Source organism: Acidobacteriota bacterium (assembly GCA_034211275.1).
Classification (GTDB): Bacteria; Acidobacteriota; Thermoanaerobaculia; order Multivoradales; family JAHZIX01; genus JAGQSE01.
This window is the reverse complement of the sequence record JAXHTF010000122.1, coordinates 1-20398: the sequence shown is the minus strand read 5'-3', so window position 1 is coordinate 20398 and position 20398 is coordinate 1. Positions and strand designations below refer to the sequence as shown.

Below are 20398 nucleotides of genomic sequence, written 5' to 3'. Positions count from 1 at the left end.
AGCAAGAGTAGGGTGGGCGCCAGCCCACCATCTCGACCACCGGTTCTCGCTGCAGAAGGAAACGGCATCACGGCTGACCGCCTCCATCACCGGAATCCGAGCTGCCGCCGAGGCTCCCCGGACGTCCTCCGCCTGGAGGCCCCTGCCGTAGGCGTTCTTCGATCTGCTCCTCGGAGAGCCCCCGCTCCCGCATGCGCGCCTTGATGCGTTCCAGCTGCTCCGGGGTGGGCTGCCAATCGCCCGTCGGGGCGGCATTGGGCGCCGGGCCGTTTCCTACGGCGCCCTCAGCCTCCGGTGCTCCGGCAGCACGGCGGCGCTCGCCGGTGGTAGGAGCTCCGCCCGCCCCATCACCACCGCCTAGGACCTGCACCGGAGCACCGTCGGAGAGGCTTTGCTGGCCTACCACCACCACCGCCTCGCCCTCCTCGACGCCGGAGAGGATCTCCACCGCGTCGCCTTCGCGGAATCCCAGCTCCACGTCCCGGCGCTGGGCGACGCCGTCTGCCACCACGTAGACCGTGTCTCCCAGGCTCTCCAGGGAGAGCGCCGCCTTGGGTACCACCAGGGCGTCGGCGCGGGTCTCGGTGCGCAGGAAGACGCGGGCGAACATGCCCGGTCGCAGCTTTCCCTGGCCGTCCACCTCCAGGGTCACCCGCACGGTGCCGGTGGCGGAATCCACTACCGGACGAATGCGCTGCACCTGAGCGTCGAAACGCTCACCGGGGAAGCTTTCGAGCTGCAGGTAGGCGCTCTGCCCGGGAGCGATGCGGGAAAGCTCGCGCTCCGGAACCTGGATGGGAGCGAGGAGGGGGGTGAAGTCGGAGAGCCGGAACACGGGATTCCCGACATTCACCTGCTGGGCGAAGTCCACGTAGCGCACCACGATGCGGCCGGCGAAGGGAGCCTCCAGCCGGGTGTAGCCCACCTGCAGCTGATCCTCCTCCAGCTGGGCGGCGGTGGTCTCCACCAGCGAGCGCGCCTGCTCGTATTCCTCCGAGCTGATGAGCCCCCCTTCGAAGAGCTTCTCCGCCCGCTGGAAAGCCAGCTGAGCCTCCTGATGGGCCACCCGGGAAACCTCCGCCCGGGCCTGAGCCTCGCGGTCGTCGATGAGCGCCAGCAGCTGACCGCGGCTCACCAGATCTCCCTCCTCCACCGCCAGGCGGGTGATGGGACCCGCGATGCGCGCCACCAGGTCGACCTCGTTCTCCGCCTCCAGGGTGCTGTTGGTCTCGAAGAAGGAGGAGATCTCCCGCCGCCCCGCCGGCATCACCTCCACCGGCACCGCCGCCGCCGGAGCCCGGTCGCCGCGAGCGCCGGCGGCCCAGGGAGCCTCGCCATTGCCCGAGCGATCGCCGCCCTGTCGGCCGCCATCGCGTCGGGCGCCTTCCGCTGCGGAGTCGTCGTTTCCCCCGCAACCGGCGACGAAACCGGCGAGCAGGAGCAGGCCCAAGGTCCCGACGGCCCAGCGGGCGAGACGAGAGGAAGGGGTGCGTCGAGTGTTCAAATAGGCCACGTGCGTATCTCCCAACGAGTACCGGATGCTTCAGGGATGCTAAGTCTTCGAGGATGCCAGGAGACCTCGGCTCATAGAGCCCGCGCCACCCGCGCCGCAAAACGTGAGACGTCGTCCACCAAAGAGTAGATGGTGGGGATGATCATCAAGGTGAGAAAGGTGGAAGTGGTCAGGCCACCGACGATGACCAGGCCGATGGGAGCCCAGCTGGCAGCGCGCCCCTCCACCGGCCCGAACCATTGAGGGAAGAGGAACGGAGCCACCATGGGCAGCAGGCCCAGGACGGTGGTGACGGCGGTGATCAGGATCGGCCGCAGCCGGTGCTGACCGCCCTTGAGAATCGCCTCGTCGCGGCTGTAGCCATGCTGGCGCAAGTAGTTGATGTGGTCGATGAGCACGATGGCATTGTTCACCACCACCCCCAGGAGCACGATCAAACCGATCACCGACATGGTGTCCCAGGGCTGCCCCGCCCACTTCATCACCACCGCCACGCCGAGGAGCGCAAAGGGTACCGAAAACATGATGGTGAAGGGCTGAGCGAAGCTCTCGAAGAGCGCCGCCAGCAGCATGTAGACCAGCGGCAGAGCGAAGAGGAGGGCGAAAAGCCCGCTGTCCTGATCCTGCTGCTGGAAGCGGTTCCAGCGTCCAAAACTCCAGCTGTAGCCCGGCGGCAGGCTGAGGCTGTCGAGGGTGCGCTGCACCGTTCCCAGAGCGGCGAAGGAAGGGCTGCCGGAGGCGGTGTTGGCGGAGACCGTTACCTGGCTCTGGTGGTTCTCCCGCTCGATGCTGCGCGGGCCCGCCACCCGCTGAAAGCTGGCCAAGGCCCCCAGAGGCAGCGGTGAGCTCCCCGAGAGCACCGGCAGCGCCTCCAGCTGCTGGAGAGTTCTGCGATCCTCCGGCCGCAGCTGCATCACCATGTCCACTTCCCGCTGATCGGTCTTGAAATGGCTCACCGCGCGGCTCGACAGAGCGCTGCTGATGGTGCTCGCCACCATCTGGGTGGACAGGCCGGAGCGGTCCGCCCGCTCCCGCGCCACGGTGACCCGGATTTCCTGGTCGCCGTCCTGGAGGGAGGTGGTGACGTCCCGCAACATGGGTTCTTCCGCCAGGCGATCCGCCACCGTGCGGGCCATGAGCTCGAGGGTGCCGGGGTCCGGCCCCATGAGCTGCACCTCGACACCGGAGCTGGCGCCGCGGCCACGAGTGGTCACCAAGCGCAGATTCACCCCCGCCTTCACCGGCAGCAGAGGGCGGATCTTTTCCCGCACCTCCACCGTCGTCAGCGAGCCCTCCTCCTCGTCCACCAGGTAGATGTCGAATTCCCGCGAGCTGCGCCAGCCGCCCTGGTTGCGTCCACCGGTGCGGCTGTAGGAATACGAGATGTCGGCGATGTCGAGCTCCTGCCGGCGGGAGTCGAGAATCCCGTAGATCTCTTCGAACAGCTCCCGGGTCTGGGCCAGGGAGTAGTTGGGCGGCGTGTCCACCTCGATCTCCACCTGGCGATCCATGGAGCGGCCGGAGAAGGAACGCTCGATGGAAGCGAAGAGGCGTAGCGAGCCCCACAGAAGGAAAACCATGGCGAGGACGAAGACCAGCCGATGGCGCAGGGTGAAGGCCAGCAGGCGCCGATAGCCGTTGGTCATGCCCTTGAGGATGCGCTCCGGCTGGGAGGTCTGACCGGCGAGGACGAAGGAGGCGACCATGGGCACCACCGTCAGCGCCACCACCAAGGAGGCCACCATGACGATGCACACGGTGAGGCCGATGTTCTCCATGTACAACCGGAACCGGCCGCCGGAGGCGAGGAAGATCAGCGGCAGGAAAACGCAGATGGTGGTGGCGGTGGAGGCGACGATGGGCAGAGCCACTTCGCTGGTGCCGTGGAGGGCGGCGGTGCGGGCGTCCTGGTCGAGCTCGTTGCGGTGGCGGAAGACCGACTCGATGACCACCACCGAATTGTCCACCAACATACCCAGGGCGAGCATCAGCCCGGCCAGACTGACCACATTGAGGGTGAGGTCCGATAGCCCTCCCTGGCGCATCAGATACATGAGCACGAAGGTCGCCACCACCGACACCGGAATCGCCACCGCCACCAGGAGGGTGGTGCGGAAGCGGCGCAGGAAGAAATACACCGCCAGAATCGCCAGCAGGCCGCCCACCAGCCCGGCGTTGCGTAGCTGGCTCAGGCCCTCGCGCACGTCGGTGGAGGTGTCGCGGAAGATCCGCAGCTCCAACCCCTCGGCCTCCGGCAGCTCCTGGACCGCGGCGAGCTCCGCCTTGACCCGCTCCACCACCGCCAGCAGATTGGCGGTGGACGCCTTGTTGACGCTGACGGTGAGGGACTCGACGCCGTTGAGGAAGTTGAATTCCTCCTGCTCGGGAAAGGTGTAGCGCACCTCCGCCACATCCTCGAGCCGCAGCCCCTGACCGTTGATCGGCAGGCGTCGCAGCTCTTCCGGGCTCTGCACCTCGCCGAGGGTGCGCACCAGGAGTTTGCGGTTGCCCTCGTCCAGATGGCCGGCGGAGAGGTTGAGATGGTTGTTGCGCAGCACCTGCCCCAGAGTCCGGGAGTCGATGCCGTGAGCCTCCAGGCGGGCGGGGTCGAGGTTGATCTGGAGCTCCGGCAGGAGCAGCCCCTCGACATTGACCTGAGCCACCCCCTCCAGCCGTTCGAGGCGCGGACTGAGAACCCGCTCGGCGAAGTCGTAGAGCTCGTCCCGCGGCCACGAAGCGCTGAGATCCGCCCGCAGGATCGGAATGTCGGTGCTCTGGAAGCGCCGGATGGTCAGCCGCTCCAGGTCGTCCGGCAGCTGATTGCGCACCCGATCGATGCGGTCCCGCACCTCCACCGCCGCCAGGTCCATGTCGGTGCCGTCGAGGAAGCTCAGGTTGAGGGTGGCACCGTTGGGGGAGGCGTTGGCGGAGAGGGTTTCGACACCGTTGATGGTGCTGAGGGACGCCTCCAGCGGGCGCACCACCAGGCGTTCCACCTCCTGCGGCGACGAGGACGGGTAGGGGGCGTTGACCGAGATGTTGGACGAGGAGAAGGTAGGCAAGAACTCCAACGGCAGCCGACTCAGGCTGAGAGCCCCCAAGACCAACACCCCGAGCAAGGCCATGCCCAGGGTGACCGGATGGCTCACCGCGTAGCGGACGATGGGATTGACTCTAGTTTCAGCCATTGGGTGTCTCAGCCATCGGGTGCTTCAGCCATCGAAACGGTATCCCCGGCGATGGACGGTGACGATGTATCGAGGGTGGGAAGGGTTGGGCTCGATCTTCTGCCGCAGCGAGGCCACGTGGACGTCGACGGTGCGGGTCACCGGCTGCGCCTCGTAGCCCCAGACCTCGTCCAGCAGCTGGTCGCGGCTCAGCACCTCGCCCCGATGCTCGACGAAGTATGCCAGCAAGCGAAGCTCCATGCTCGAAACGTCTACCACTTGCTGATTCCGCTGCACCTCGGCGCGGCGAAAGTCCACCACCACATCACCGAAGGCATAGCTGTCCCGGGGCGACTCCAGCGGCGCCCGGGCGCGCCGCAGCAAGGCCTCGATACGGGCCATCAGCTCGATGGTTTCAAACGGTTTGGAAAGGTAGTCGTCGGCGCCCAGCTTGAGCCCCACCACCCGATCCACCACCTGGCTGCGGGCGGTGAGCATGAGCACCGGCAGCTCCTGCCCGCCAGCGCGCAGCCGGCGGCAGACCTCGAAGCCGTCGATGCCGGGGAGCATGACGTCCAGCACCACCAGATCGAACGCCTCCTCGGCGACGAGGTCGAGGGCGCTCTCACCGTCCTCGGCGGCGGTGACCTGATAGCCCTCGGCCCGAAGCCGATCCGTGAGGGTCAGCCGCAGGCTGGGCTCGTCCTCCACCAGCAGGATGCGCCGCGGCGGCGCTGGCGAGGCTTTGAGGGCGCTCATGAGCTACCCCCCGAGGGCGATGACTCCACCGGTGACGGCGCTGCCGGCAACAACAATGTGAAAGCGGCGCCCCGGCCCCCATGACCGGCTCCAGAGACCACCCGCCCGCCGTGGGCCTCGGCGATGCGCTGCACCAGGGCCAACCCCAGGCCACTGCCGTGAACCTGGCTGGACACCCCACGGCCACGGTAGAAGGCCTCGAAGAGGTGAGGGAGATCCTCCGCCGCCAATCCGGCGCCGCGGTCTTCCACCGTCAGCGCCACCTGCGTTCCCCGGCGGCCCCGGCGCTCCTCGCCTCGGATGCCCAGCCAGCCGCCACCATCGCCCATCCGGCCCGGCGCGCCTCCCTGGCCATGTTTGGCAGCGTTCTCTACCAGGTTCCCCAGGGCCCGTTGCAAAGCATCAGGATCTCCCAAGACCGGCGGCAGACCCTCCGCCAGCCGAACCTCCGCCTCGATACCGCTGGCCTCCAGCAGCTGGCGGCGCTCGTCCAAGGCCTTGCGGACCAGCTCCGGCACCGACACCGGCTCCATGGCCAGGGAGCGCTGGCCGGAGCCCAACCCCGCCAACTCGAGCATGCGGCTGACCATGGTGGACAGCCGGCGGCCCTCGGTCTCCACCAGCGAACCGTAGCGGCGCACTTGCTGGGGCTCCGACACCACGCCGTCGGCGAGGTTCTGGCCGGCGGAACGAATGGCCGCCAGCGGCGTGTAGAGCTCGTGGGTGACACCGGCCACGAGCTCCATCTGCTGGCGCGCCAGCCGTTGCGCTCGCCGCGCCGCCAACACGATGAGCAAGACGCTCCCCGCCAGCAAGAAGAGCACCCCGAGACTCACCGCCAGATGACGCCGGCGCGTCACCGCCACCGCTCGCTCCAAGGAGCCGGCGGGATGCGCTACCTGCAGAGTCCAGGCCGGAGGCCCGCCCCCGAGACGCGCCGCCAGCGACTGAAATCGCCGGCTCCACCGCGAGCGGTCATGATCCAACGAACCGTGGTCGTGTCTGCGGTCCCGGCGCACCGCGTCGCGGTCGGAGGCTCTCCGGCTACGCTTCGCGCCGGACTCTTGTGCGCGGAGATCCTCCTGTTGGCTAGCGTCTTCCTGAGCTCCGCCTTCGTCAGTCTCGCCTTCCTGGGTCTCCTCTTCCCGGCTCGCCGTCTCCGGGGTCACCAGCTCCGGGAAGGGCCGCAGATCGAAAAGACCCCGTTCCAAATCCGCCGAGGAGACGGGAACCCCCGCACCCCATTGGAAGACCGCCTCGCCGTCTCCCCGGCGCACGGTGACATTGACCTCGCCATCGGCTCCCAGCAGTAAATGCCGCTGCACCAGCTCCGGCAACAATTGCTCGCTCAGATAGTCCTGATCCAGCCGCAGCACCACCCACGGTACCTCCGACGAACGAGCCCCCAGCAGTCCGCCGCGTAGCAACAGCCCGGGCAACCGCCCGAGCAACGGGCCCTCGGAACCCGGCGGTGGGCGGCGGCTTCGAGAGGTCAGCCATTGGCGCAGGGGCTCGAGCTCCCGCGGCCAGGGAATGGGCTCCGCCGAGGCGTCCCCCGGTCGCAGGCGGACGAGCTGCGGACCGCCGAGGGCGTCCACGGATGCGGGCTGCCAGATCAGGACCTCCTCGATGAGCTGGGGATAAGGGCTGGCGTCCTGCCACCACTGAAGGCGGCGAGCGAGATGCCCCTCCAGATCCCCCCGCGGGTGGTGCACCACCGGCAGGAAGGTGACGAAGGCGCGGGTGAGCTCGCGGTCGAAGTCGTCCGCCAGACGCTGGGCACCGGTGCTCAAGCTGGCCGCCAGCCGCTGCTCCTCGGCTTCGCTGATGCGGGTGGCCCAGCGATATTGCAGGGTCGCCACCGCCACCAGCAGCAGCATCAGGAAGAGGGCGATGAGGAGCGAAGCGTCTGGGCGCTTCCGGAGCGTCGACATGATTGCATCCTAGCAACCCAGAACAGTCCCTCGCGCCTTCTAACCCTCTATCGCAGGGGAATTTACATCGCTTACAAAAGCCTTGCGCGCTCTTGAAGACTCCACCCGTCCACCACCCTAGGATGTTTTTCAGACGAGGGGTCACCGACCCGGAACAGCTCCGGCGATAGACTCCATATCAACGATCGCGGCAGGCGCCTCCCCAGCCCCGCCGCAAAGACCGTCAGGAGATCCCAACCATGCGCAAGAGATTCTCACTTCTCGCCGTTTTCGCCCTCCTGCTCACCGCCGGCCTCACCGTGGCGGCGGAGCCGGGACAGCGAGGCAGCCACCGCGGCGGACACTTCGGCGACCGCCTCGCAGAACGGCTCGACCTGACCGCCGATCAGAAGGCAGCCTGGGAAACCCTGCGCGACGAGCATCGCGCCCAGATGGAGCCGCTGATGACTCAGATCCACGAGCAGCGGGACCAGATCCGGGAGGCGCTGGAGAGTGGCTCCGCCGACGCCACCGCCGTGGGTCAGCTGATGATCAACAACCATCGGCTCCTCGAACAGATCAAGGCTTCCCGGGAAGCCCTGGACGAGGCCTTCCGTGGCCTGCTGACCACCGAGCAGCAGCAAACCCTGGACGAGATCAAAGCCAGCCGCGGCGAGCGCGGTGACCGGAGCCATCGCGGCCATCGCGGCCACCGCGGCGGCGGCCCCGGCTTCGGCCTCTGAACCTGGCTTCCGCTCCTCCCAACGACCGCTCCTCTCAACAACCGCTCCCCTCAACAACAAGCGCCGGCGGTGGCCCGAAAGCCACGCCGGCGCTTGGTGCTTCTTGGAAGAAGGCTCTGCGGCTCTAGCCGTCGGAGACCACCGAGGTCCACTCGCTGGTGTTGCCACCCTCGAAGCCCGCCCGGAACACCGACAGCCGGCAATTCCAGCACACCAGAGCGAAGTCCTGGTCCGTGGCGTCCCCGTTGTAGGGCACGCCGTCGCCGTTGATGGCGGTGGCGTCCACCGTCACCGTGGCGAGACCACCGGAGGGGTTCTGGATGAAGACGTTCTCCAGATTGTTGAGGGTGTCCGCCACACCGCCGGTGGAGGACCAACCGAGGGTGAATTGATTGCCCAGGAAGGTGGACAGGCCGTCCATGACGGTCAGATCCAGATTGTTCACCAGCGCCGGGTTGGCGCCCAGAGCACCGGGGGCGTCGGTCCAGGTGAGGGAGACCTTGAGGGGCAGGGTGTCGTCCTCCGGCTCCACGTCGCCGGTCCAGGACTGGCCGGTAGCGTCCAAGAGCTCATCCTGGTCGAAGTAGACCACGTTCACCGCTGGATCGATGATGTTGGTGATCTGGATGCGACCCCAGCCTTCGTCGAAGTTGGGGATCGGGCCGGTGGAGCTGATGTCTACGGCGGTGTTGATCAGCAGGGCCTTGGACATGGCCGGGCTGGGGTCGGCACCGCCGTTGAAGCCGCGCCACCACTCGGTGGCTAGAGCCAGGGCGCCGGAGGTCTGGGGCGCCGCCATGCTGGTGCCGGTGCAGAAGGCGTAGAGGCCATCGGTACCGGAGATGGCGCTGGCGCAGGAGCCCCCCAGGTCGTTGCGGGTCGAGGCGATGGTCTGCCCCGGCGCCGCGATGGTGGGCACGTAGCGGCCGTCCACCGCCGGCCCGCGGCTGCTGAAGACGTACATGGAGTCGATGTTGGAAGTGGTGCGGTAGTTCTGAGTACCGGCGGTGACGATGACGTTCTTCGCCTCCTTGGGGGCGGTGAGGGTCATGGCACCGGGGCCGGAGTTGCCGGCGGAGAAGACCACCGTGTGGGGCTCAGCGACGTCCATGGTGTCGAAGTCGCCGTCCCGCACCATCAGGTCGTAGGTGCGCTCCGAAGCCTGGTAACCGTGGGCCGTGCCCTCGCCGGTGGTCCAGGAGTTGTTGGAGCCGGTGGCGCCGGCCAGCACGCCCTGCTGGCTGAAGTCCGGCAGATCACCGCCGGAACCGAAGATGTTGAGGGCGAAGATGCTGTAGTTGGGAGCCACTCCCAGGCCGTAGAGGAAACCGTCACCGTCGGTGAAGCCACCGCTGGCGTCGCCGCCGACGATGCCCGCCACGTGGGTACCGTGGCCGCCGGGGCTGGAGCAATCACTGCCGGGCTGGCCCGGCGGATTGCAGGCGGTGCCGGTGACGCTGAAGCCACCGACGATGCGCGAGCCCAAGTCCGGATGGTCGTAGTCGACGCCGGTGTCGGCGATGACCCAGGTGACGCCGGTGCCGTCGACTCCCAAGGAGGCGAGGTGGGCGTTGTAGCCCAGGGCCGGCACGCCGGCGGGATGGTTGCCGGCGACGATCTGCGACGACATCTCGTCCTCCAGCTGAATGCTCGGGCTCTTATAGCCCATCCACAGGACGGTGGGAATGCGGGCCAGATCCTCCAGCACCGCCGCATCCGCCTCCAGCACCGCGCTCCACAGGGCACGGTCCGGCTGCGCCGGCGACAGACGCTCGACGGCGCCAGCGATGCGCGCAATCTCCAGCGCCGTGGCGTCCACATCGCCGTCGTCGACGAAGATCACCTGCAGCTTGTCGAGGCGCTCGCCGTGGCCCTGGAGGGTCGGGGAGAGCTTGTAGGCCGGATGGAAGGCTCCCTGCCAGCGCACGAAGTCGAGGCGGGCAAGGCTGGTGGTGGCACTCGCCGGCGCCCACAGCAGGTAGGTGTTGTGGGGGTAGTACTGGAGCGGCTTGGCGCCCTGAGCGACCAGGGTATCGAGCCATTGTTGGCGCACCGGACCGCGGAATTGCACCAGCGCCAGCCCACCGTCCCCGGCAAGCAGATCCACCGGCACTGTCGGCTCGCCCTGGACCAAAGGATCAAACCGATAGTCGAGAACCTGCACGGTGTGGGCATCCGCCACCTCGGTGAACGGCAGGCCGCTGTCCACCAGGCGCTGGTATTCGGTAGAACCGAGCTCGAGCCAGCGGAAGCTGCCGTAGTCGAGCTCGGTGGCCGCCGCCAGCTCCAGGGCGCCGAGGTCGGTGCCGGCGGGAACGCGGACCACGTGAGCGTCGGTGGCGGCCCAAGCCGTCACCGGCACCAGGGCCAAGGCGATGGCCAACGTGAAGGCCAAGACGAGAGGGGTGAGCTTGTAGAGCTTCATAGGAAAAGTCTCCAGAAAGTAAGGTCTCCAAAAAGATCTTGCTGAGGCGAGTCTCGGGCGCTCGGCGAGGGCTGACCGGCGACGATCAACCGAGCTCGGCGCCATCAACGTGGAACGAATTGATCAGCATCCAACCGCTCCTCGATGAAGGCTTTGAAATCGACAGCGGAGACAGCCCCTACGGGACCGCCGCTGCGTTCCTTCAGCTCCTCCATGAGCTGGGCCCAGACCTTCTCTCGCCGAGAGATCTCGTCGAGGTCGCGGATGCGACCGAAGTCTTGGACATAGCGGTTGTGACGACACAGCATGCGGAAGGCGTACTGGGTGTTGGGGCGTTCTTCCGGCAGCCCCAGCACCCGCACGTCGTTGCCTACCTCGTGGATCGGCTGTCCCCATTCGCTGTAGCCGCCAAAGATGGAGCCGAGCTTCTCCAACGCGTTGGCGATGCGCGGCTGCTTGAGGCCGGTGAGGATCTTGCTCAAGACCGGCAGGGTGACGGTACGGTGGAGGGTGGGCTCGGCGAGCTTGATGTCGACGCCGAGCTCCTCCTGAACGATGTCTCGGATTTGCTCCGAGGTGACCCGGTTGTCGGTGGCCAGATGCACCCGCTCGCCGATGGCTAGCGGGCGTTTGACGGCGGCGAGAATGCCCTTCACCACCCAATCCACCGGGATCAGATTGAGCTCCGCCGAGGGATTGCCCGGGAAGATGCAGGCCATGCGCGCCAGCATCGAGGCACGGGTGCGCTCGAACCAGTCGCCTTCCGGATCCTGCAGCGCCTCGTGGGCGCGGCCAAAGACGTTCACCGGCGCATTCACCACCTTGGTGTCACCGCGGTTGTTGCCGCCGGTGGACTCCCCGATGACGATGGCCGGGCATAGCTGCACCACCCGCAGCCCCTTCTCGAGCATGAAACGCTCGGTCTCCAAAGAGGCCATGGCTTTGGTGAGCTCGTAATAGTTGTTGTAGAAGTTACGGGGAAAGACGATCTCGTCCTCCCGGGCTACCTTGCGCACTTGGCGCCCGTGGATGTACGAGGTCTCGATGCCCAGGTGCGCCACGAAGGGGCTGCCCTCGTGCTGCTGCAGCCCAAGGGAAAAGCGCAGCGCGTTGAGGGTGCCGGTGACGTTGGCCTGGAAGGAACGTTCGTAGGGGTCGTCGAAGGCGACGCTGGCGGCGCAGTGGATGACGTGGGTGAGGGTGCGCTGAAGCTGCTCGTAATCCTCGTCGGAAACCCCGAGCTGGGGTTGCTCCACATCGCCGGCGATGAAGCGGAACTTGCTCCGCTCCTCCGGCGACGCCAACCACAGCTGCTGCAACAGGCTCTCGCCACGCTGAGCCGGTGACAGGGTCTCCAGCAGCTCGCCGCTCTTGCGGTCGCGAATCTCCTTGGGGCGAATCAGCACCACCATCTCGACGATCTCGGGATCGTGGGCCGCCTGCCACAGGATTTCCTTGCCCACAAAGCCGGTGCCACCGGTGAGCAGCACCCGCAACTGCGGCTGCCCGGACTCGTCCCGAGCCCGCGCCATCTGCTCCTCACCCTGCTGTCGTAGCTCCGCGTAGCGCGCGTCGATGGCCTCCCGAGAGGCCGGGTGTTTCTTATAGCGGAAGTAATACTCCCGCTCCTTGAGGCCGAAGAGAGCCCGGGAGACCTTCTCCGGATCCTTCAGGCCGGTGGCCCGGGCGATGACCTCCGCCGCCTTGAAACCACGGGCGCGGATCTTGCGCATTTTTTCCCGCGCCAGATCCTCGTCGCCGGTGGCGTCCACCAGCCGGCTCATGAAGGTCCGGGCCTGGACGTCCACCACGTGGTAGTCACGGTGATGGTGAACCAGCAGCTGGCGGGGCTTGATCTCCTCCTCCAACACCTCGTCGGTCACCAGGCTGACCTTTTCGATGTAGCGGTTGGGAGAAAACTCCGGTGGCAGGTCTTGGGGCTCAGCCATGGCTAGTCCTCGTGGTTGATGGTGCCGTCCAAGCGATCCGCCCACTCACCGGGGTGACCACTCCAGCCCTCGCCGGCAGCCCGCCGTCGATCGCTCGATGTGGGTGGTTGCGCATCTCGTTAGTGTACCCCCGACCCGAATTCCTTCCGCCGGCCCGTTGCATGACCCGTCGTATGGCTCAGCAGAGGCCCCGTCAAATGGGCCGCCGCTGGGTCACCTGCAGCTTGGGCCGATCGCTGGCGGCGACTTCCTCCAGCCCCTGCTCCTCCAGCTCTCGGGCCCGCTCCTGAGCCTCAGCCGCGGCTTCCGGGTCGCCGCTGAGCTGGTAGTAGCGGGCCATGAGCCGCTGGTCGATGGCTCCGCTACGGCCTCCCAGAACCCGATCCATCTGCTCCAGCAGGTCGCCGGCGCGGTCCACCTCCGCCTCTCCGCCCTCGTCCAGCAGCAGCTTGGCGAGCAGCCGGAAGGAGGGCAGGTGCTTGGGGGGCTTGGCGCATTGGCCGGTGGCACAGCTGGGGGCGATGCTAGCCTCGAGCACCGCGACGGCCTGGGAACGTTGCCCCAAGGAGTCCAGCGCCAGCGCCAGGTGGCGGGGAATCTCCGGGGAGCCGGCAATGCCCGACGCCAGGCTCGCCGCCAGCAAATCCGCCGCCGGCTGAGCTCGTTCCGAGGCCATCAAAGCTTGACCGTAGAGGAGAATCAGCTGCTCGTCCCCGGATTCTGCATCCGCCAGCGGCTCGAGGCGCTCGAGCATCTCGTCGTAGCGCTCCAGGCCGAGCATCGCTTCGCCCCACAACGCCGGCACCGACAGCGAGCCCGCGGAGTCCAGAGGCGCGTCCCCCAAACCCTCCCAAGCCACTTCCAGGTCCTCCCGGGCCGCCTCCAGCTCGCCCCCCAGCAGGCGGCAGCGGCCGCGCTCGAAATGCAGAACGGCATCGCCCCGGTCTTGCTCCAACAATTCGGTGAAAGCCGCTTCGGCCTCCTCTTTGCGGCCGGCGGCCAGCGCCACCACCGCTCGACGGAAGCGGTTTGAGCGCCCTTCGTAGCGCTCCGCCACCTCTTCCTCGAGCATCGCCACCTGCGACCAGAAGAGATCCTCTTCGTCCTCGTCGTCGCCGCCGGGGCGATCCATGAGGTCCTGATCCCGATCTCCCGGCGCCTCGGCGGAGCGCGCCTCCAGAGACTTCGCCAGCGCCTCCAACTTTTCCGCCTGCTGGTCATCGGCGGCGTGCTCGAGGGCGGTACGGGCCCAATCCGCCGCCTCCTCGAAGAGCCCCGCCTCCTCGGCTTCCTCAGCTCGCCGGAGAGCTCCCTGAAGGATCTGGTCGTGGGCCTGCTGGCACAACTCCTCCGCCTCCGACTGCAGCTCCGCCGGACCACCGTCCCGCAGGCGGTTGGCCAGGTTCAGCGCATCCACCGGCCGGCCAGCGGCCAGCTGTTCCTTGGCCCGGCGCAGGTCTTCCGCCGGATCCTTCTTGAAAAACCGATCAAATAGCCCCATATGCTCGCTCCACGGCCGGGCTCCCGCCGGGCCCTCGAAGTCGGTGACAAAGTGGCAGAACTTTAGCACGGCCGCAGCCAAGCCGCGGTGGCCCGTTCGGTGCCGGCTTCGGTGCAGTTTGCACCTCGGCAGCTGGTCCGTCAGCCCCGGAGGGGAAGCATGGCGTAGGTCTTCCAACTCTCCGGCGGCCCGTCGAGGGAGACCAGCGACACCGCGTCAGCGACGGCTTCGAGGGCTGGCAAGGATTCTTGCCGGGCCAAGGCATCGAGTTTGAGTGCCGCCGGCTGGCTGCCGTAGAAGAGACTCAAGTGCGGGAGATAGTCGGCAGACGCTCCCGGAGCCAGCAGCTCTCCGGCGGCCCGGCGGGCTCGCCACAGCTCGGGAGTGGTGGCGAGGGGCACGAAGAGAGCGCGGTAGAAATCGTCGGCGAGGCCCACGCCAGAGCCGCGGAGGGGAATGGGCGCCAAGTCCCGGGTCAGCACCTCGACCTCTTTCTGTGCCTGGGCCAACGAGCGGCGAAAGCCTCCCCACAGCGTGACGTGAGGAGCGAAGACGGGACCATCGAGCTCCTGGGCCAGACCTTCGATGACCGCCCGCCAGGGGTCGCCGACGGAGCCCCGGAGGGAGAGCCAGAGAGCAAATTCGGTGGCCTCCTCGACGCGCAGATCCGGCGCCTGGAGCTCTGAAGATTGGGCATCTGGGGGCGACGAATCCGTCGATGAGCTAGTCGGCGCCGGGGACTGCGAGCTCGGGGCTTGGGACGAAGGTTTTGTGGACATCAGTGGTTCCCTTGGCAAAGGTTCAGAGCATTGCCGGCCCGGAAAGAACGGGCCGAGCGTCGAAGCGTTCCATGGGCCGCGCCATGAGAGAGCGCCAGCTTATACGCAGCGCCGCCCTCGAAGTTGGCCCGGCGGACGGCTGACATCGGGTCACGGCTCCTCCGGCGGCAGGAGGGCGATGACTTGTTCCAAAGAATCGGCGTCCGCGGGCTTCTTGTCGGTACGCCAGCGAGCCATGCGGGGAAAGCGCACCGCCACCCCCGACTTGTGGCGGCGTGAGCGCTGGATGCCTTCGAAAGCGAGCTCGAAGATCAGCTCCGGGCGCACCGAGCGCACCGGGCCAAAGCGCTCTACGGTGTTGCGGCGCACAAATCGGTCCACCCGCCGAATCTCCTCGTCGGTGAGCCCGGAGTAGGCTTTGGCGAAGGGCACCAGCTCCCCGCCGTCCCAGACCGCGAAAGTGTAGTCGGTGTAGAGCGACGCGCGGCGGCCGTGGCCTCGCTGAGCGTAGATCATCACCGCGTCGACGGTGTGGGGGTCGACTTTCCACTTCCACCAATCGCCGCGCTTGCGGCCGACCCCATAGGGCGCCTCCCCACGCTTGAGCATCAGCCCCTCCGCCAGCTCTTCCCGGGCCTGCTCCCGCGCCGCCGCCAGCTGCTCCCAGCTCTCGACCTCCAGGACCGGCGACAACCGCAACCGCCGGGCGATGGGCGAATCGAGCTCGCCCACCAACTCCGCCAGCCGCCGGCGCCGCTCACGCTGGGGATGCTGCCGCCAATCTTCACCGCCCAACTCCAGCAGATCGTAGGTCAGCAACACCACCGGCACCTCGCGGAGGATCTTGCCCCCGGGCTTCTTGCGCCCCAGACGGCGCTGGAGCTGGGAAAAAGGTAGGGGACCGCCGCTCGCCTCTTCATCGGCCAGGCCGCGCCAAGGCATCAGCTCGCCGTCCAGCACCGTGCCGTCGGGCAGCCCCGCCGCCGCCTCGGAAACCTCCGGGAAGCTCTCCGTCACCAGTTCTTCCCCTCGGGACCAGAGAAAGGTGCCGCCGCCGCGGCGGATCAGCTGGGCGCGAATGCCGTCCCACTTCCACTCCACCAGCCAATCCTCCACCGAACCCAAGGTCTCCGGCTCCGCCTCCAGGGGGTGGGCCAGGAAGAACGGGTAGGGGCGGCTTTGGTCGGCGTCGCGGGTGTCGGTGGAGAAGAGCGCTTCGAAGGCTTCCGAAGTGGGGCGCCAATGACCCATCAATCGGTGGGAGAGGGTGGCGGCGTCCACCTCCCCCACCCGCTCCAGGGCGCGCACCACCAGGCGTTTGGAAACTCCCACGCGGAAAGCGCCGGTGAGGAGCTTGGTCCAGACGAAGATTTGCCGCTGCCCCAGCTCCCCCCAGGCCTCCAGCAGCGCTCGATGCTTGCCCTCTTCGTCGAGACGACGCAGCGGCAGCAGGCGCTCCTCGACCCAATAGAGCAGACTCTCCTCGCTCTCCGCGCGGGCCGGCGGCACTAGCAGCGCCACGGTCTCCGCCAGATCGCCGACGGCGCCGTAGCATTCCTCGAAGAGCCAGGGAGGAATGCCCGCCGCCTCACCGGCCCACTCCCGCAGCAGCCGGCTGCCCACCAGTCTCTTGGGCCGGTTGCCGCTCAGAAAATGCACCGCCCAGGCAGCATCCGCCGGCGGCGCCGTGGAGAAGTACTCGGCCATGGCCGCCACCTTCTCGTTGGTCTTGGTGGTGGCATCGAGGGCAGCGTAGAGCTCAGCGAAGGCCTTCATCCGCCGGACTCCTCCCCTGCGCCGGCCGCGTCCTCCTCTTCCGCCATTTCGTAGGAGGTAGCCACGGGCTCCGCCTCCAGACCTTGCTCTTGCAGCCAGCGCACCAGGGGCAGCCGATACCCGTGGGTTACCCACACCCGCTGAGCGCCGGTGGCCTCGATGGCGGAGAGAAGACCCGGCCAGTCGGCGTGGTCCGAGAAGACGAAGCCGCGATCCATGGATCGCCGGCGCCGGGTGCCGCGGATGCGCGTCCAGCCGGAGGCGAAGCCGGTGGAGGTGGTACCGAAGCGGCGCATCCAGGGCGTTCCGCCGGCCCCCGGCGGCGCCACCACCAGACTCCCCGCCCAGCCACCCTCGGGCTTGCCGTCGCCAACGTAGGCGGTGGCGGGCAGTTCCACCCCGCTTTCCCGATATTCCTGGTTCAGCAGCTCCACCGCACCGTGGGTGTAGATCGGCCCGATGGTGGCGTCGATGCCGGCGAGCAGCCGCTGGGCCTTGCCCAAGGAATAGGCGAAGAGCACGCTGGTCTTGCCCACTTCCCGATTGCCCCGCCACCACTGGCCAATCTGCTCGAAGACTTCTTCCTGGCTCGGCCAGCGAAAGATCGGCAGACCAAAGGTCGACTCGGTGACGAAAACGTCGCAGGGGATCGCTTCAAAGGCGGCGCAGGTCGGATCCGGCGCCACCTTGTAATCGCCGGAAACCACCCAAACCTCTCCCCGATGCTCCAGACGCACCTGAGCCGACCCCAGCACGTGGCCCGCCGGATGCAGCGACACCCTCACCTCCCCCAGGGTCACCGCCTCGCCGTACTCCAAGGTCTCGATCACCGCCTCGTCACCCAGGCGGCGGCGCAGCAGCCGCTCGCCGGCCTGACTCCCCAGATAAGCAGCGCTGCCGCGGCGGGCATGGTCCGCGTGGGCATGGGTGATGATCGCCCGATCCACCGGCCGCCAGGGATCGATGAAGAACCCTCCTGCTTCGCAATACACGCCGCTGTCGGTGACCCTCAACACTTTTCTATCTTCCCTCCGCGGCGAGCCAAACCCGAAAGCTGACGAGCACCCGCTTCCCGGCTCCCCCAAGCACATGCCACAAAGTATCGGCATATGCATCCCCGCAAAACAACTACAAAGTATTGTGTTAGCGGGCGAGCGTATCTATACTGACGCATCCCCGAAGCTGTGTCCCCACGGGCCTGCCGAGGGGAGCTTTTTCTTTTTCTGAGGTCCACGAACTACCCAAGGAGCGCGTCATGGCACGTGACCACGGCCCCTCTTCCTTCCTTTGCTCGGTTTGCTGCGCTTTGTTGCTAATCGGCAGCGCCGCCCAGGGACAGGAAGCTTCCACCGTCGAAGACTCGAATTATTGGCAGGATCATTTCTCCATCCATGGCTATCTGACCCTCGGTTACGCGGAAGCGGAGCTCAGCGTGCCCGGCGGGGCTTTTCTCACCGCCGACGAGGTGATGCTGGGCATCGAAGAGGACGGCAGCTTTCCCTATGGCAACGCCGCTGTGAACCTCCGCTACGAGCCCAACCCTCGCCATAGCTTCGTGCTACAGGTGGCTGCCGCCGAGCTGGGCGAGAGCCCTTCGGAGGATTTTCAGGGAGATGTGGAGCTGGACTGGCTCTTCTACGAGGCGGATGTGACCGACACCACGCAGCTGCGGCTGGGCCGTCACCCGGTCCCCGCGGGCCTGTTCAACGAGGTCCGGGACGTGGGCGTGATCCTGCCCTTCTTCCGCCCTGCCTATGTCTTCTACCGGGAAGGCGCGCTGCTCAGCGAGACCGTCGACGGCATTGCCCTGAGTCAGCAGATCTTCCCGGACAGCCCCTGGAATCTCGAGGCCACCGCCTACTACGGTGAGTTCGATGTGCTACAGCAAGGCATCGGCTTCCTCAGCGACGTCAACGAGGTCGAAGCCGAGAACGCCGTAGGCGGCCAGCTCTGGCTTCAAACGCCGCTGCCGGCGCTGCGTCTGGGCGTCGGCGCCATGAATTGGGATCTTGTCGATCCAGGATCCGTAACGGACGCGAGCGAGAGCGAGTGGAAGACGTGGCACGCTTCCGCCGAGCTCGACCTGGATCGCTGGATTCTGCTCGGCGAGTACCGACGAGCCAAGGTCGATTATCTCGCCGACGGAGCCCTGCTCATCGGCTTCTACAGCCACAACTACTACATGCAGCTGGGTTGGAGAGCGACGCCGAGGTGGAGCTTCTACCTACAGCCCGAGCGTTCCGAAGGGGAGCAAGTCGGCCCCTTCTACGTCGGAGGCTCGGAGAAGTACCGGGATCGCGAAGATTTGGGTTTCTCGGTGGTCTTCGAGTTGTCTCCGAATCTGGTCTTCCGCGCCGAGCATCATGAGGTGGACTCAGAGCTAGCCATCGATGCCCAATTCCAGCCCGGCGGACCCTTCGGCATCCAGCAGCGGACCATCTTCGAGACCTTCGACAGCGACTATTCCATCGTCAGCGTCTCGTTCAGCTTCTAGCGGGAAAGAAGAAGGGGGCCTGGGCGCCCCCTTGCAGCTGCCCCGATGGGCTTGCGAGATGTCGAAGTGTAAAAAACAACGCAAATATATTGTAATTTGCCGTCGTGGCAGCTATGATTTCATCTCCCCTCCCGAAAACGCGGTCTGCTCACGCTTAGGAGCTTTCTTTCTTTTTCCAATGATCCACAAACTACGAAGGAGCGCACTCGTGACCCTGCCCAAACCATGGCACTGCGCACTCGCCCTGGCCGCCCTGGCCCTCGGTGGCACCACCCTCGCTCAAGAATCGGAAGCCGCTGCGTCCGGTAGTTCCGAGGACACCGCTCTCTCCGCCACTACCTCCTATTGGAACGACCACTTCTCCCTCCACGGCTACCTGACCCTGGCCTACGCCGACGCCGAGCTCACGGTGGGACCGGAGCTGCTCACCGGTGACGAGGTGATGTTGGGCATCGAGGGCGACGGCACCTTCCCTTACGGCAACGCCGCGGTGAACCTACGCTTTGACCCGAGCCCGCGCCACAGCTTCACCCTGCAATTGGCCGCCGCGGAGCTGGGAACGAGCCCTGCCGACGACTTCCAGGGGAAGCTGGAGCTCGACTGGTTCTTCTACCAGGCCGAGCTCACCGACCACACCTGGCTTCGCCTCGGGCGCCACCCGGTGCCCGCGGGTCTGTTCAACGAGATCCGCGACGTCGGGGTGATCCTGCCCTTCTTCCGCCCGGCTTATGTCTTTTATCGCGAGGGCGCCCTGCTCAGCGAGACCGTCGACGGCGTCGCCCTCACTCAGGAGCTCTTCGTCGACCAGCCCTGGGGCGCTGAAGCGACGGTCTACTATGGCGAGTTCGATGTTCTGCAGCAGGGCCTGGGCTTCCTCAATACGGTCCTCGAAGAAGAAGCAGACAATGCCGTAGGCGCCCAGCTGTGGATCTCCTCTCCCATCGAAGGCCTGCGCCTGGGTGTGGGCGGCTCGCAGTGGGACATCAACGCGGTCAACCCTCTCATCAGCTCGGACGAAAGCGAATGGAAAGCGTGGCACGCTTCCGCCGAATACCTCACCGGCCGCTGGACTCTGCGTGGCGAGTACCGGCGGGTGAAGACCGATTTCCTGCTCGACGGCAGCCACCTGCTGAGCGCCAACGGTCACAACTACTACCTCCAGGTGGGAGCCCGCATCAGCCAGCGATTGAGCGTCTACGTACAGCCTGAGGCCTCCGAGACGCAACAATCGGGGCCTCTATTCCTCGACCCACCGGAGAAGTCCCGAGATCGGCAAGACATCGGATTCTCGGTGGTCTTCGAAGCCACTCCCAATTTGGTCTTCAAAGTGGAGTACCACGATGTCGAATCGGAGATCAGCGTGGCGACGGAAATTGTTC

13 protein-coding genes are annotated in these 20398 nt (G+C 66.8%); 3 read left to right on the top strand and 10 right to left on the bottom strand.

Annotated elements, in window-relative coordinates; all coding sequences use genetic code 11:
* Window positions 1-67 precede the first annotated feature (67 nt).
* The 4 genes from SX243_17200 to SX243_17185 form a co-directional block, all read right to left on the bottom strand.
* A complete protein-coding gene (locus SX243_17200) occupies window positions 68-1513 on the bottom strand; it encodes an efflux RND transporter periplasmic adaptor subunit (protein ID MDY7094711.1) in 1446 nt (481 codons plus the stop codon).
* A 71-nt stretch (window positions 1514-1584) separates the two neighbouring features.
* The gene (locus SX243_17195) at window positions 1585-4701 is read right to left on the bottom strand and encodes an efflux RND transporter permease subunit (protein MDY7094710.1); all 3117 of its coding nucleotides are present in this window, start codon (window positions 4699-4701) and stop codon (window positions 1585-1587) included.
* Between the two features lie 24 nt (window positions 4702-4725).
* Window positions 4726-5439 (bottom strand): response regulator transcription factor, encoded by a 714-nt coding sequence (locus tag SX243_17190; protein ID MDY7094709.1) that lies wholly within the window; start codon window positions 5437-5439, stop codon window positions 4726-4728.
* Complete coding sequence (locus SX243_17185) at window positions 5436-7373, bottom strand: HAMP domain-containing sensor histidine kinase (protein ID MDY7094708.1); 1938 nt, start codon at window positions 7371-7373, stop codon at window positions 5436-5438. Before SX243_17185 ends, SX243_17190 begins: the two co-directional genes overlap by 4 nt.
* Before the next feature lie 239 nt (window positions 7374-7612).
* On the opposite strand from SX243_17185, the gene SX243_17180 reads away from it, so the two are divergent.
* Complete coding sequence (locus SX243_17180) at window positions 7613-8095, top strand: Spy/CpxP family protein refolding chaperone (GenBank protein MDY7094707.1); 483 nt, start codon at window positions 7613-7615, stop codon at window positions 8093-8095.
* A 124-nt stretch (window positions 8096-8219) separates the two neighbouring features.
* Here the strand turns inward: SX243_17180 and SX243_17175 are convergent, their stop codons facing one another.
* The 6 genes from SX243_17175 to SX243_17150 form a co-directional block, all read right to left on the bottom strand.
* On the bottom strand, window positions 8220-10520 hold the full coding sequence (locus tag SX243_17175) for a S8 family serine peptidase (GenBank protein MDY7094706.1): 2301 nt from the start codon (window positions 10518-10520) through the stop codon (window positions 8220-8222).
* A gap of 104 nt (window positions 10521-10624) precedes the next feature.
* Window positions 10625-12469, bottom strand: a complete 1845-nt coding sequence (locus tag SX243_17170; GenBank protein MDY7094705.1) for an SDR family oxidoreductase — start codon at window positions 12467-12469, stop codon at window positions 10625-10627.
* Between the two features lie 193 nt (window positions 12470-12662).
* Window positions 12663-13970 carry a hypothetical protein gene (locus SX243_17165; GenBank protein ID MDY7094704.1) on the bottom strand — a complete coding sequence of 436 codons (1308 nt, stop codon included), beginning with the start codon at window positions 13968-13970 and terminating at the stop codon, window positions 12663-12665.
* A gap of 140 nt (window positions 13971-14110) precedes the next feature.
* The gene (locus SX243_17160; GenBank protein MDY7094703.1) at window positions 14111-14749 is read right to left on the bottom strand and encodes a hypothetical protein; all 639 of its coding nucleotides are present in this window, start codon (window positions 14747-14749) and stop codon (window positions 14111-14113) included.
* A 150-nt stretch (window positions 14750-14899) separates the two neighbouring features.
* Window positions 14900-16525, bottom strand: a complete 1626-nt coding sequence (locus tag SX243_17155; protein MDY7094702.1) for an ATP-dependent DNA ligase — start codon at window positions 16523-16525, stop codon at window positions 14900-14902.
* Window positions 16522-17541: a ligase-associated DNA damage response exonuclease gene (locus SX243_17150; GenBank protein ID MDY7094701.1), complete on the bottom strand. Its 1020-nt coding sequence runs from the start codon at window positions 17539-17541 to the stop codon at window positions 16522-16524. The genes SX243_17155 and SX243_17150 overlap by 4 nt, the downstream gene beginning before the upstream one ends.
* Window positions 17542-17780: 239 nt before the next feature.
* Here SX243_17150 and SX243_17145 point away from each other — a divergent pair, with 239 nt between their 5' ends.
* Window positions 17781-19019 carry a hypothetical protein gene (locus tag SX243_17145; GenBank protein ID MDY7094700.1) on the top strand — a complete coding sequence of 413 codons (1239 nt, stop codon included), beginning with the start codon at window positions 17781-17783 and terminating at the stop codon, window positions 19017-19019.
* Between the two features lie 208 nt (window positions 19020-19227).
* Window positions 19228-20398 (top strand): hypothetical protein (locus tag SX243_17140; GenBank protein MDY7094699.1); only part of this gene is annotated, 1171 nt, incomplete at its 3' end.

Bases quoted from the DNA above. Each gene is read 5' to 3' on its own strand.
- SX243_17185 (MDY7094708.1), bottom strand. From the start codon at position 7,373: ATGTCGACGCTCCGGAAGCGCCCAGACGCTTCGCTCCTCATCGCCCTC.
- SX243_17155 (MDY7094702.1), bottom strand. From the start codon at position 16,525: ATGAAGGCCTTCGCTGAGCTCTACGCTGCCCTCGATGCCACCACCAAG.
- SX243_17195 (MDY7094710.1), bottom strand. From the start codon at position 4,701: ATGGCTGAAACTAGAGTCAATCCCATCGTCCGCTACGCGGTGAGCCAT.
- SX243_17170 (MDY7094705.1), bottom strand. From the start codon at position 12,469: ATGGCTGAGCCCCAAGACCTGCCACCGGAGTTTTCTCCCAACCGCTAC.
- SX243_17165 (MDY7094704.1), bottom strand. From the start codon at position 13,970: ATGGGGCTATTTGATCGGTTTTTCAAGAAGGATCCGGCGGAAGACCTG.
- SX243_17145 (MDY7094700.1), top strand. From the start codon at position 17,781: ATGGCACGTGACCACGGCCCCTCTTCCTTCCTTTGCTCGGTTTGCTGC.
- SX243_17180 (MDY7094707.1), top strand. From the start codon at position 7,613: ATGCGCAAGAGATTCTCACTTCTCGCCGTTTTCGCCCTCCTGCTCACC.
- SX243_17190 (MDY7094709.1), bottom strand. From the start codon at position 5,439: ATGAGCGCCCTCAAAGCCTCGCCAGCGCCGCCGCGGCGCATCCTGCTG.
- SX243_17175 (MDY7094706.1), bottom strand. From the start codon at position 10,520: ATGAAGCTCTACAAGCTCACCCCTCTCGTCTTGGCCTTCACGTTGGCC.
- SX243_17160 (MDY7094703.1), bottom strand. From the start codon at position 14,749: ATGTCCACAAAACCTTCGTCCCAAGCCCCGAGCTCGCAGTCCCCGGCG.